The sequence below is a fragment of the Pseudomonas sp. PNPG3 genome, from assembly GCF_023093815.1.
Lineage (GTDB): Bacteria > Pseudomonadota > Gammaproteobacteria > Pseudomonadales > Pseudomonadaceae > Aquipseudomonas > Aquipseudomonas asiatica.
This window is the reverse complement of record NZ_JALLKV010000001.1, coordinates 395,864-408,681: the sequence shown is the minus strand read 5'-3', so window position 1 is coordinate 408,681 and position 12,818 is coordinate 395,864. Positions and strand designations below refer to the sequence as shown.

Below are 12,818 nucleotides of genomic sequence, written 5' to 3'. Positions count from 1 at the left end.
AATCGCCTCCGACATCCCGTCCCCGTTTCGGAGCGCGCCATGTACAACAATAAGAATCTGTCCCCACGTTTGCTGGCGGCTGTTACCGTCAGCCTGTCGACCCTTTGCCTGAGCAGCCTGGCCCAGGCCGAGATCATGCTGTACGACAAGGACCAGACGACGTTTTCCACCGACGGCTATATCAACGCCTTCTACGTCAACAGCGATGTCGATCGGCAGGGCGAGCAGTTCGATCGCCGCCAGTCACGGGTGAAGATGGGCTTTCTGCCCAACTACCTGGGCTTCAACATGGGCAAGCAGGTGGATGACCTGAAGCTCGGCGCGCGAGCCTCGTTCTGGGTGACCATCAACGACAGCGAAACCAACGGTACCGACACCGCCATCGACGTGCGCCAGTTCTACGGCACCGTGGCCAACCCCGAGTGGGGTGAGGTGCTGATCGGCAAGGACTTCGGGCTGTTCGCCCGTTCCAATATCCTGCTCGACGAACTGCTGGCCGGTTATGGCCAGGTCAGTGACACCCTGGGGCTGGTTGACGGCGGCGGGGTCTCGTTCGGCAACATCGGTAGCGGCTACCCGTACCCGTTCCCCACCTCGCAGATCACCTATCGCACCCCAGTGATGGACGGCCTGCGGGTGGCGGTGGGCATCATGGACCCGGTGGACACCAACGACAGCAGCCCGACCGGCAAGGCCTACCAGGAAAACCCGCGTACCGAAAGCGAGATCACCTACCAGTTCGACCTGGGTGGGGCGCAGATCTACAGCTGGCTCAACGGCAGCTACCAGACCTCCGACAACACCGACCCGGCGGTGCAGTCGGTCACCTCCAAAGGTGTCGGCTACGGTGTGCAGGCGAAGATGGGGGGGCTGTCGCTGACCGGCTCGGGGTTCCAGGCCAAGGGCATCAACCCGTTCTTCACCAACAACGCTGGCGAACCGACCTTGCGCAATGTCGACAGCGACGGCTACCTGCTGCAGGGCTCCTACAAGGTCGGCAAGAACCGGGTGGCGCTGTCGTATGGCAAGACCAAGGACGATGGCAACGGTGCGGTGGGCAGTGGTGCGGATTATGAAACCCGTGGCGTGGCGCTGTTCCATGACGTCAACGACAACCTCAAGCTGGTTGCCGAGTACAACCAGTTTTCCATCGACGGCCATGAAACCAGTGACCAGAACGAAGACACCGATACCTTTGCGGTGGGGGCGGTGTTGACCTGGTAAGCCCTCGGCCTCGACTCAAGACTGCTGGGGCTGCTGTGCAGCCCTTTCGCGACGCAAGGCCGCTCCCACATCGACCGCGCAAGCCCATGTGGGAGCGGCCTTGCGTCGCGAAAGGGCCGCGCAGCGGCCCCGGCAATCTTCAGGAAAAGCTATTACAACCATGGAACCGCCCACCCGCTACCCAAGTAGCATTCGTCCTCGATGATCGCCTTCGTACACTCATCACTCAGCCACCCCGCGCCGGAGACCACGATGCAGCAGGCTCACAACGACGGTGTGGTCAGCGCCATGTCCCAGGCAACCGATGCCCGGCAGGCAGCCCAGGAGCTGGCGGCGCAGTTGCTGCACCCGCACCTGGGCTTCGTGCTGTTCTTCTGCTCCGCCGAATACGACCTGCAGGCCCTGGGCGAAGCCCTGGAGCAGGGCTTTGGCGGCATCCGCCTGGTCGGTTGCACCAGCGCCGGGGAAATCACCCCGCAGGGCTATGGCCGCAACTGCATAACGGCAGTGGGGTTCGATCATCGGCACTTTTCCATAGCCACCGAGCTGATCGACGAAATGGAGCGCTTCAGCCTGATCGACGCCCAGCAGATGGTCGAGCGCCTGGTCGGCACCTGTCGCAGCAATAACCTGGCGCCGATCAAAGGCCACAGCTTTGCCCTGACCCTGCTCGACGGCTTGTCCAGCCGCGAGGAAATGGTGCTTGCCGCCCTCAGTGCGGCCCTGGGCGACATCCCGCATTTTGGCGGCTCGGCCGGCGACGACAACTACCTGACCCGCACCCATGTGTATTTCGGCGGCGCGTTCCACCACGGCGCGGCGGTGGTGGTGCTGGTCAATACCTGGCTCGACTTCGAAGTGTTCACCACCCACCACATCCTGCCGCGCCAGGAAAAGCTGGTGGTCACCGGCGCCGACAGTGCCCAGCGCCGGGTCTTCGAACTGAATGCCGAGCCAGCTGCCGAGGAATACGCCCGGCACATCGGCGTGCCGGTGGCCGAGCTCGATCATCGTGTGTTCGCTGCCCATCCGCTGGCCGTGCGCATCCACGACCAGTATTACGTGCGGGCGATACAGCAGGTGCACCCGGACCTGAGCCTGAGTTTCTACTGCGCTGTGGAAAACGGCATCGTGCTTACCGCCATGACCCCGGGCCCGCTGTTGCCAAACCTGCACCAGTTGTTCGACGGCTTGCAGCAGCGCCTCGGCCCGCTGCTGCTGACCATCGGTTGCGATTGCTTCCTGCGGCGGCTGGAGCTGGAAGCCCGGGACGGGCTGGAAGCGGTCGGTGCGTTCCTGCGCGAGCAGCGGGTGATCGGCTTCAACACCTACGGAGAACAGTTCGATGGCATGCACATCAACCAGACCTTCACCGGAGTCGCCATTGCCCGCAACCGGCCTCCTGTCGGTCGCTGAACTGCAGGCCGAGGTCGCCCGGCTGCAGCACCAGAACCACAAGCTGCAGCGTATCAACGGCGCACTGATCGAGCGTATCGAGTCCGGCGTCACGCGTGGCAACGACCCTTATGCCGCGTTCCAGCATTCGGTGGTGCTGGCCGAGCAGGTGCGCGAACGCACCGAAGCGCTGAACCAGGCCATGGCCGAGCTCAAGGCCGTCAACCACCTGCTCAGCGAGGCCCGGCAGCGGGCCGAGACGGCACACCAGCACCAGATTCGCCTGATCACCGACCATGTGCCGGCGCTGATCGCTTACCTGAATGCCGACCTGGTCTACGAATTTACCAACAAGGTCTATGAAGAATGGTATTGCTGGCCTCGCGGCGTGATGCTGGGCCAGAGCCTGCGCGAAGCCCACAGCGAGCAGCATTACCAGCGCCTGGAGGCCTACGTGGCGCGGGCGCTGGCGGGGGAGAGCGTAACCTTCGAATTTGCCGAAACCAACATCAACGGCCAGGAACGCTACATGCTGCGCTCCTACGTGCCGAACCGCCTGGCCAATGGCGAAGTGGTGGGCATCTTCGTGTTGATCCGCGACATCACCGAGCGACGCAATACCGCACAGGCGCTGCACCAGGCGTATCAGCACCTGGAGCAACGGGTACGCGAGCGCACGGCCGAGCTGACCAGCCTCAACGAGCAGCTGCTGCGCGAAATCGAGGAGCGCAGCCGGGTGGAATCGCGCCTGCGCGAGGCCAAGCGCGAGGCCGAGCAGGCCAACCTGTCGAAAACCAAGTTCCTTGCCGCCGTCAGCCATGACTTGCTGCAGCCACTGAACGCGGCGCGGCTGTTCACCAGCGCCTTGCTCGAACACCGCGAGCCGCACAACAGTGCCCATTTGGTGCGTAATGTCAGCAACTCGCTGGAGGATGTGGAGAACCTGCTAGGTACCCTGGTGGATATTTCCAAGCTCGATGCTGGCGTGATCAAGGCCGATGTCGCCCCGTTCGCCCTGCGCGAACTGATGGACAACCTCGCTGCCGAATACGCCCAGGTGGCGCGCAGCGAAGGGCTTGAACTGCATTTCGTGGGCTGTTCCGCCGTGGTGCGCAGTGACATTCAGCTGCTGGCGCGGATCCTGCGCAACCTGCTCAGCAATGCCATTCGCTATACCCGCAGTGGGCGCGTGGTGCTGGGCTGCCGGCGCCAGCGTGGCGGCTTGCGGATCGAAGTATGGGACAGCGGGATCGGTATCGCCGAAGAGCACCTGGAAGAAATGTTCCAGGAGTTCAGGCGCGGCGATGTGCAGCGCCCGGACCAGGACCGAGGGTTGGGTCTGGGCCTGGCGATCGTGGAAAAGATCGCCGGCATTCTTGGCCACCGGATTCGGGTGCGGTCATGGCTTGGCAAAGGCTCGGTGTTCGCTGTCGAAGTGCCGCTGAGCACCACCGCGCCCAAGGCCCAGCCGAGCCAGGCAATCAGCGAGCCGATGCTCGAACGCCTGCGCGGGGCGCGGGTGTGGGTACTGGATAACGATGCGGCGATTTGCGCCGGCATGCGTACCCTGCTGGAGGGGTGGGGCTGCCGGGTGGTCACCGCGCTGTCGGAGGAAGACCTTGCGCGCCAGGTGGACAACTACCATGCCGAGGCCGACCTGCTGATCGCCGACTACCACCTGGACAACGACTGCAATGGCGTCGACGCCGTGGCGCGGATCAATGCCCGCCGTACCCAGCCCTTGCCGGCGATGATGATCACCGCCAACTACAGCAACGAGCTCAAGCAACAGATCCGCGAGCAGGGCCACACCCTGATGCACAAGCCGGTGCGGCCGATGAAGCTTAAGGCGGCGATGAGCCATTTGCTGGGCAGCAGTGTGGCATAGCCGCCGGCCTCTTCGCGGGCTTGCCCGCTCCCACAGGATTCCCGCAGGTTTCTGTGTTGCGCAATACCTGTGGGAGCGGGCAAGCCCGCGAAGAGGCCGGAATAGGTCAACGCCGCAGATAATCACCGAAATCGATATCACCGGCACTGAGGATGGCCTGCACCCGGTTGTGTACGTTGAGCTTGCGCAGGATCGCCGAAACGTGGGCCTTGACCGTGGTCTCGGCGATATCCAGGGTGTAGGCGATCTGTTTGTTCGACTCGCCCTTGGTCATGCGCTCGAGCACCAGCAGCTGCTTGCGGGTCAGGGCCTGGAGCATCTCCGGCGGGAAGCTCGGGGCATCGTTCAGGCGCCGGCTGGTGCTGCTTTTCTGGGCTCGGATGATGTCGGGCGGCAGGTAGACATTGCCGTTGAGGATCTGCTCGATCGCTTCGATCATCTGTGAACGTGGCGAGGACTTGGTGATGAAGCCCACCGCGCCATAAGTGATGGCCTGCAGCACGATCTGCTTTTCCTGCTCGGCCGAGACGATCACCACCGGCGTGGTCGGTGCCTCGTTGCGCAGGGTGATCAGGCCATTGAGGCCATGCATGCCGGGCATGTTCAGGTCGAGCAGGATCAGGTCGAGGTCGTCATGTTCGTGGGTCAGCGCCAGGGCGCTGTCCAGGTCGGCAGTTTCCATGACTTCGCTGCCCTGGAAGCCATCGCTGATAACGTTGTGGATGGCTTCGCGAAACAGGGGGTGATCGTCGGCAATCAGAATTTTGTACATGGCCTTTTCACCTCGTTTTTATTGGATGGAGCGGGCACGCGTTTGCAGGCGATGAATTCAGGGGAAGGGTTCCGGCTGCGCTGGCTGCAGCGGCAGGTTGGCCTGTTGCCAGGCGTCCAGGCCATCGCGGTACCAATACAGATTCTTATAGCCCAGGGCTTTCGCGCGTTTTACCGCGTTCCAGCTTAACCAGCAATCGGAGCGACAGTAAAAGACCAGCGGTTGCTCCGTGCGCCCGGCGGTGGCTTGTTGCAGGTTGCGCACGAAGTAATCGTGCCACGCCGGGCTCAGCTCGCCGTCGCCGGTGTTGGCCAGCCAGCGGCTGCCGGGGATGTTGGCGTGGGGTTCATCTTCGATGAAGCGGCCTTGCAGCCATTGGCGGCGATAGACGTCGATCAGCACCGGCTTGGGGGTGTGCCCCAGCAGGTCTTGCAGCATGGCGGTGTCGATGACCTGGCCGCCCTCGACCTGCTGTGGGGTCGGGCTGCGGTAGAGGGTGGTGCGGTAGCCGTCGGCAGAGAATAGCGGCGTGGTATCCGCCTGGGCAGCGCCTAGCGTCAGGCTCAGGGAAAGCGCCGCCAGCAATGGGCGTGGCAGCCGGGGCAGGGCACGTGGCATGGGGGTTGTCCTTTTTGTTATAGGCCCATTACATGCCAGTGGCGGTGCATTGTGAATGCGACGATCAGACAGCAAAGGCAGTACCAAAGTAGTAGAAAGCCGGGCGCCTCTGGCCTGATCCTGCCCAATATCTGAATGCAGGCGCGATCCCTGTAGGAGCGGGTTTACCCGCGAACACCGGCGTAGCCGGTGCCATGCACCGCTTCGCCTTCTTCGCGGGTGAACCCGCTCCCACACGGACCGTGTTCCTTCAACGGGTTCGGCGAAAGGTCCGATGGGAGACAGCTGCCGCTCAGCGCGGCTTGCGCAGCGCCGCATGCTGGGGGTTGAAGGTGAGGATCGCCAGCAGGGTGAACAGCACGGTCAGCCCCAGGCATACCGCCAGCGCCAGCGGGTTGAAGCGCTCATACAAGGCAAAGCGCACCAGCTCCACGGCATGGGTGAACGGGTTCACTGCACACAGCCAGTACAGCCACTGGCTGGCCTCGCGCATCTTCCACAACGGGTACAGCGCCGAGGACAGGAAGAACAGCGGGAATATCACGAAGTTCATCACCCCGGCAAAGTTCTCCAGCTGACGAATCGCATTCGATAGCAACAGGCCCAGGGCGCTGAGCATCAGCGCCACCAGCAACAACGCCGGCAGCGCCAGCAACAGGCCCGCAGCCGGTGGCTGCACACCATACAACCAGGCGATGGCAAGGAAGGCGTACACCTGCAGCAGGGAGATCAACGAGGTCGCCAGCAGCTTGCTGCCGAGCAGGAAGGGCCGCGGCAACGGGCTGGTCAGCAACACGCGCATGCTGCCCATCTCCCGGTCATAGACCATCGACAGCGAGCCCTGCATGCCGTTGAACAGCAGGATCATGCAGGCAAGGCCCGGAATGATGTACACCTCGTAGGGGATGTAGGTGTCGTAGGGCTCGATGATCGCAATGCCCAGGGCCGCGCGAAAGCCGGCGGCGAACACCAGCAGCCACAGCAGCGGGCGCACCAGGGCGCTGAGAAAACGGGTGCGTTGCAGGACGAAACGCAGGCATTCGCGCAGGAGAATGCCGTTGAAGCACTGCCAGTAAGCGTTCATCGGGCATTGGCTCCTGTGGGGGCGCTGGTCAGGCGGGCAAAGGCATGGTCGAGGTCACCGCCGTGCTCCAGGCTCAGGGCATCGGCCGTGCCGCTGGCCACCAGGCGCCCTTGATGCAGGATCAGCAGGTCATCGCTGGGCTGCACTTCGTCCAGCAGATGGGTGGTCCACAGCACACTGAGGCGCTGCTCGCGGCACAGCAGCCGCAGGTGCTGGTTGAGCGCCAGGCGGCTGGCCGGGTCGAGGCCGACGCTGGCCTCGTCGAGCAACAGCAAACGCGGCTCATGCAGGAGCGCGCGGGCAATCTCCACCCGGCGCCGATGGCCGATGTTCAGCGCCCGGACCGGTTCGCGCCGCCGCTCATCGAGGCCCTGGCGGGCCAACTCGGCATCGACCCGAATATTGCCCTGGCGCCGCGACAGGCCGTGCAGCGAGGCGTGGTAGCGCAGGTTCTGCTCCACGCTCAGGTCCAGGTCGAGGGTGCTTTGCTGGAACACCACGCCCAGCTGGCGCAAGGCCGGGCGTGTGGCGTTGCGCAGCGAGCAGCCGCACACGCGGATGTCGCCATGCTGCAGGTCGTACAAGCGGGTGAGCAGGGCGATCAAGGTCGACTTGCCGGCGCCATTGGGGCCCAGCAAGGCGGCAAAGCGCCCGGGCGCCAGGCTGAAGCCGACTTGCCTGAGCGCCTCGCGCTGGCCGTAGGCAAAGCTCACGTCACTGACTTCGAGGGTATTCATGGCGTCACCACCACGCCCCAGGGGTAGCGGCCGACCTTCACCGACTTGAGCACCTTGAGGTTTTTTGCATCGATCACCGAAACGTCGCCACTGACCCCGTTGGTGGCCAGCAAATGGCTCTGGTCCGGGGTGAACGCCAATTGCCAGACCCGCCGGCCCACCAGCAGGTAGTCGAGTACTTCGTAGGTCTTGGCATCGACCACCGCCACATGGTTGGCCGGGCCCAGGGCGACGAACGCGTACTTGCCATCGGCGCTGAGCTTGATGCCTACCGGCTGGACCTTGTCCGGGTGCACGCCCTTGATCTGGAAGTTCAGGGTTTTCAGCACCTGGCGGCTGGCCACGTCGAGGATGGTCACCGTGCCGCCGATTTCTGCCGAGGCCCACAGCCGCGAGCCGTCCTGGCTGAACTCGACGAAGCGCGGCCGCTGGTCCACCGGGGTGCTGTCCGCCAGGGTCTGGGTGCTGGTGTCGATCCAGTGCAGCATGTTGGTGGTTTCGCTGGTGTTGACTGCCCATTTGCCATCCGGGCTCACCGCCATGCCTTCGGGCTCGATGCCGACGTCGATCTGCCCGAGCACCTTGTCGGTCTGGGTATCGATTACCGTCACCAGCGCGTCGTCCTCGTTGGACACATACAACCAGCGGTCGTTGGGGTGCAGGGCGAACTGCTCGGGGTCCTTGCCGGAGGGCAGTTCCTTGATGATCTTGCGGGTGGCCACATCCATCACTTGCACCCGGTCCGAATCGCTGGCGCAGATGTACAGCAGCGTGTTGTCGTGGGACAGCAGCAGGCCGCGCGGGCGCTGGCCCACTGGCAGGGTCTCGGTGACTTGCAGGGTCTGCATGTCGATCAGGCTGAGGCTGTTGTCCTTCTCGTTCGATACCCAGGCGGTGGCGGCCACGGCGTGCCCGCTGGCAAGGGCCAGGGCGCCGGACAGCAGGCTGGGGTAAAGCAGTGCCCGGTGAAAAGGGGAGCGACGCATGGCGAAATCCTTTTTTGTTGTGGTTATCGGGTCAGGGGTAGCCGCAGGTCACTTCGGGCCTGTCGTAGCCCAGGCTGTCCATTTCGTTGAACGGGTGCAGGAAGCCCTCCTGCGGTGAGGTACTGACCAGGGCCCGCGGCTGCACCAGCGGGATCGGCTGGCGCAGCTCGCCGTTCCACGGGCGGTAGCTGAGCTTGCGGCCCTTGAAGCCGTCCAGCGGCAACTGCTCGCTGAGCAGCAGTTGCTGCAGGGCGCGGGGCTCGGCCTGGCGCAGTTTGCTCACTGCGCTGGCGACGCTGCGCACGGCCATCCAGGCGGCGAAGTCGCGGTCGTTCATCCAGCGCCCGGCCTGGGCTTCGAAGCGCTTTTGCAACTGCGCCGCGCCGAAGGTTTCAACGGTCTTGTGCCAGCCGGTGGGGGTCAGGCCCTGGGTGCCGGCTACCGGCCGCGGATACCAGGTCTGGTAGGGCAGGTACTCGCCGAAGTCGCCGCGTTCGTCGGCCACCAGCACCACGTCGTACTCGGCGGTTTGGGTGAACAGCGGCATGTCGGCCTGGGCGCTGCGGCGCTGGTCGTTGTCGAATGTCCAGGCTTTCTCCGCGACCAGCTGCATGCCGAAGCGCTTCATGGCGCGGCGCAGGGCCGCCGCATAGGCCCGGTCATCGTCGGTCTGGCCGACGACCAACAGCGCCCGTTGCCATTTGCGCATTACCAGGAACTGCGCCAGGGCATCGGCCAGCATGGCGCGGCTGGGCAGGCTGTGCAGCACATTGCCCAGGCACTGGCTGCTGCGCAGGCTGTCGTCCGGGCTGCCGGCGTTGAACAGCAGGCTGTCGGGCAGGGCGGCAGATAGCGCGCGCAGGCTGGCGGCGGGGGCATTTACCACGAACAGCCGCAGGCCCTGGTCATGCTGGGCCTTGGCAGCCTGCAGCAGGGCTTCGGGGCTTTCGACCGTGGCATTGGCCAGGTGGAATTCCTGTTTGAGAAAACGCCCGCTGCTGTTGCTGTCGACAATCGCCAGTTCGGCGCCCTGCAGCCCGGCATCGGTGGGTTCGGGAATGATGTTGGACAGCAGCGGGCCGGGAGCGGGGCGATAGCCGAGATAGCCGATGCGCACTTGCAACGGTTCCCCGCCCGGGGCCTGCGCGGCGGGTGCCGGGCTTGCAGAAAACGTCGCGGCCAGGGCCAGCAGGCAGGTCATGGCAAGGTGGGCAGGCAGGCGCATAAGGCAACTCCACGGCAGATGGCGCCAGCATAGGAAGCGCGCCGGGAGGGGGGAATATGCAGAAAGTAGCGCTCGCCCGGTACCAAGGTAGTAATTCACCACATGGGCGCGGGTTTTACGATGGCCGCAGCAACCCCGAGGAGAACTGCCCATGCGCCTTGTCAACCTTTCGGCCCTGTGGCGGATCAACCTCTGGGTCACTTGTTGCTTCGCGATGTTGACGCTGGCCTGTGCCGTGGTGCTGTTGCGCCAGGCGGTGGCTGACGTGGAGCGGGAGCTGCAGTCGGCGCAAGCCGTGGTGGCATACCTCGGCGACACTGCCGAGCGCGACCCGCAGAGCCTGCAACCACGGCTGACGCAAAGCCTGCGCCATGTGCGGGTGCACTGGCTGGCGGCGGATGAACCTGCGCGGCTGCCGCAAGCAACCGGCCTGGATGCCTGGTTGGGCCGCCAACTGCTTGGGCAGCGCCACGACAGCAGCCGGCTGCTGGAGCTGGGGGATGGTCGCCGGGTAATGATCGCCGTGGATGCACGAGATGAAATCGACGAGGTGCGTGACTCCCTGCAGCAGTTGTTGGTCTTGTGCGGCCTTGCGTTGCTGCTGAGCTTGTTGACCATCCGTTGGGCGGTGCGGCGGGGCATGGGCTTGCTGGACGATCTGCTGCAGGCCTTGCGCCAGGTCTCGGGTGGGCAATTGACCGCACGCCTGCGCGAGGCCGGCCTGCCGGAGGCGCGCCAATTGGCGGAGCACTTCAACCGCATGACCGCGTCTCTGGAGCAGGCCCGCTGCGACAATACCCAACTTACCCAGGCCCTGCTGGCGGTGCAGGAGCAGGAACGCACCCAGTTGGCGCAGACCCTGCACGACGACCTCGGGCAATACCTGGCGGGTATTCGGGCCCAGCTCTGCCTGCTGCGCATGGTCGCCGACCAGCCAACCGCGGTGGCGCAGACGACACGCACCCTGGAGCTCGATTGTGAACGCCTGCAGCAAGGTTTCCGCGCCCTGGTACATGATCTGTACCCGCTGGCGTTGCAGCACATGCCGCTGGCCGAAGCCTTCGGCCTGCTGGTGAGCCAATGGCAGGCCAGCCAGGGTATCGATTGCCGCCTGCGGGTAGGCGAGCATTTGCCGGCACTACCCGGGCCGAGTCGCACGCATTTGTATCGTTTGCTGCAGGAGGCGTTGACCAACGTCGCCCGTCACGCCGGCGCAAGCCAGGTGCGGGTGCGCCTGCAACGCAGCGCCAAGGGCTTGCGCCTGCTGGTTCGCGACAACGGTTGCGGTGCCAGCCAGCCCCAGCGCCCCGGGGTAGGCCTGCACTCGATGGCCGAGCGCGCCCGCAGCCTGGGCGGTGAACTGCGCATCCTCAGCCGACCGGGTGCCGGCTGGGCGCTGGCCCTGAACATTCCCATGGAGGTGTGATGAATATCGTGTTGGTCGATGACCACGCCGTGGTCCGCCAGGGCTATGCCAGCCTGCTGCGAGCGGTGCTGCCGAAGGTACAGGTGCGTGAGGCTGCCAGTGGCGAAGAGGCGCTGGCGCGGGTTCAGGAACAGGTGCCCAACCTGGTGATCATGGACTTTGGCCTGCCAGGCATCAGCGGGCTGGAAACCACCCGGCGCCTGCGTCAGCGCCTGCCGCAGTTGCGGGTGCTGTTCTTCAGCATGCATGACGAACTGCCGCTGGTGCGCCAGGCGCTGGATGCTGGTGCCTCAGGATACCTGACCAAGAACTCGGCGCCCGAAGTGCTGATCGAGGCGGTGCAGCGGGTGTTGGCCGGGCATGCCTATATCGAACAGCCCTTGGCCACCCAGTTGGCCTGCACGTCACAGCAGAATGCCAGCGACCCGCGCCTGCAGCGCATGACCCAGCGTGAGCTGGAAATCTTCGTGATGCTGGCCAAGGGCACCCCGGTGCGAGGGATTGCCGAGCAGTTGTGCATCAGTGCCAAGACCGTGTCCAACCACCTGACCTTGCTCAAGAGCAAGTTGCAGGTCAGCTCCCATGCGGAGCTGGTGCATCTGGGGATTGATCTGGGGGTGGTGCGGGTGGCGGGGTGAGGTTTCTTTGAAGGCCAACATATGACTGATGGATTTAGCAGTGACTCTGTGGGAGCGGGTTCACCCGCGAATGAGGCGACTCGGTATATGGCACCGGCTTCGCCGGTGTTCGCGGGTGAACCCGCTCCCACAGGGGAACAATGTGCCCAAGCACGCTTTGCTCAATTGTCCCAGGTCTCGGGGCACCCCTTGCACCCCTCCATGTTGGCCTCTTGAAAATTCCCGTAATGCTGCCGCGCCCCGCGCAAGTCGGCGCGGGCCAGGTTGCTCTGGCCAAACTTGGCCTCCTGCAGGTTGGCATCGCCAAGGTCGGCCCCTTGCAGATCAGCCTTGCTCAGCCAGGCCATTTCCAGGTCCGCCGCGCGCAGGTTGGCCTGCTGCATCTTCGCCCCTGACAACCTTGCGAACTGCAGGTAGGCCGCGCTGAGGTCGGCCTTGGCAAATTGCGCACCCTGGGCAAACAGGCCCCAGCCCTGAATCGCAACGAGCCGGCTTTGGCTCAGGTCGGCCAGGCGCAGGTTGCTCTGCTGCAGGCTGGCGCGGGTCAGGTTGGCGCCTTGCAGGTTGGCCTTTTCCAGGTTGGCCAGGTCCAGCCGGGCATGGCGCAGGTCGGCATCGCGCAGGTCGGCGCCGGCCAGGTTCATCTTGCGCAGGTCCTGGTTGGCCAGGTTGGCGCCCCGCAGGTCGGCCCCCGGGCACTGGCTGGCTTCGGCAATCACGCAGCCGTTGATGGTCAGGGGGGTATCGTTGCCAGCGTCGTCGGCATTCTCGGCCATGGCAGGGGTCAGCACGATCAACAAGGCAAGTGGCAGGTAGTTCATGGCG

12 protein-coding genes are annotated in these 12,818 nt (G+C 64.6%); 5 read left to right on the top strand and 7 right to left on the bottom strand.

Annotation, left to right across the window (positions count from 1 at the left end; all coding sequences use genetic code 11):
• Positions 1–39: 39 nt before the first annotated feature.
• From MJ643_RS01930 to MJ643_RS01920, 3 genes are all read left to right on the top strand, one after another.
• Positions 40–1,224, top strand: coding sequence for a porin (locus MJ643_RS01930; RefSeq protein ID WP_003257627.1), 1,185 nt, complete (start codon positions 40–42; stop codon positions 1,222–1,224).
• 252 nt (positions 1,225–1,476) lie between these two features.
• Positions 1,477–2,640: a nitric oxide-sensing protein NosP gene (gene nosP, locus MJ643_RS01925; RefSeq protein WP_013972164.1), complete on the top strand. Its 1,164-nt coding sequence runs from the start codon at positions 1,477–1,479 to the stop codon at positions 2,638–2,640.
• Positions 2,609–4,507 carry a NahK/ErcS family hybrid sensor histidine kinase/response regulator gene (locus MJ643_RS01920; protein ID WP_003257629.1) on the top strand — a complete coding sequence of 633 codons (1,899 nt, stop codon included), beginning with the start codon at positions 2,609–2,611 and terminating at the stop codon, positions 4,505–4,507. Before nosP ends, MJ643_RS01920 begins: the two co-directional genes overlap by 32 nt.
• Positions 4,508–4,613: 106 nt before the next feature.
• On the opposite strand, the gene MJ643_RS01915 is transcribed toward MJ643_RS01920, so the two are convergent.
• From MJ643_RS01915 to MJ643_RS01890, 6 genes are all read right to left on the bottom strand, one after another.
• Positions 4,614–5,279, bottom strand: a complete 666-nt coding sequence (locus MJ643_RS01915) for a response regulator transcription factor (protein ID WP_013972165.1) — start codon at positions 5,277–5,279, stop codon at positions 4,614–4,616.
• A gap of 57 nt (positions 5,280–5,336) precedes the next feature.
• Entirely contained in the window at positions 5,337–5,897 is a 561-nt protein-coding gene (locus MJ643_RS01910; RefSeq protein ID WP_023661936.1) for a PQQ-dependent catabolism-associated CXXCW motif protein, read from the bottom strand.
• Positions 5,898–6,189: 292 nt separating this feature from the next.
• The gene (locus MJ643_RS01905; RefSeq protein WP_013972167.1) at positions 6,190–6,981 is read right to left on the bottom strand and encodes an ABC transporter permease; all 792 of its coding nucleotides are present in this window, start codon (positions 6,979–6,981) and stop codon (positions 6,190–6,192) included.
• Positions 6,978–7,718, bottom strand: a complete 741-nt coding sequence (locus MJ643_RS01900; protein ID WP_038409366.1) for an ABC transporter ATP-binding protein — start codon at positions 7,716–7,718, stop codon at positions 6,978–6,980. Before MJ643_RS01900 ends, MJ643_RS01905 begins: the two co-directional genes overlap by 4 nt.
• Entirely contained in the window at positions 7,715–8,704 is a 990-nt protein-coding gene (locus tag MJ643_RS01895) for a YVTN family beta-propeller repeat protein (RefSeq protein WP_013972169.1), read from the bottom strand. Before MJ643_RS01895 ends, MJ643_RS01900 begins: the two co-directional genes overlap by 4 nt.
• Positions 8,705–8,735: 31 nt before the next feature.
• Positions 8,736–9,929 carry an ABC transporter substrate-binding protein gene (locus MJ643_RS01890; protein WP_013972170.1) on the bottom strand — a complete coding sequence of 398 codons (1,194 nt, stop codon included), beginning with the start codon at positions 9,927–9,929 and terminating at the stop codon, positions 8,736–8,738.
• Between the two features lie 151 nt (positions 9,930–10,080).
• On the opposite strand from MJ643_RS01890, the gene MJ643_RS01885 reads away from it, so the two are divergent.
• Positions 10,081–11,355 carry a histidine kinase gene (locus tag MJ643_RS01885; RefSeq protein WP_015270048.1) on the top strand — a complete coding sequence of 425 codons (1,275 nt, stop codon included), beginning with the start codon at positions 10,081–10,083 and terminating at the stop codon, positions 11,353–11,355.
• Complete coding sequence (locus MJ643_RS01880) at positions 11,355–11,993, top strand: response regulator transcription factor (protein WP_003257635.1); 639 nt, start codon at positions 11,355–11,357, stop codon at positions 11,991–11,993. The genes MJ643_RS01885 and MJ643_RS01880 overlap by 1 nt, the downstream gene beginning before the upstream one ends.
• 161 nt (positions 11,994–12,154) lie before the next feature.
• On the opposite strand, the gene MJ643_RS01875 is transcribed toward MJ643_RS01880, so the two are convergent.
• Positions 12,155–12,814, bottom strand: coding sequence for a pentapeptide repeat-containing protein (locus tag MJ643_RS01875; RefSeq protein ID WP_013972173.1), 660 nt, complete (start codon positions 12,812–12,814; stop codon positions 12,155–12,157).
• Between the last annotated feature and the right edge of the window lie 4 nt (positions 12,815–12,818).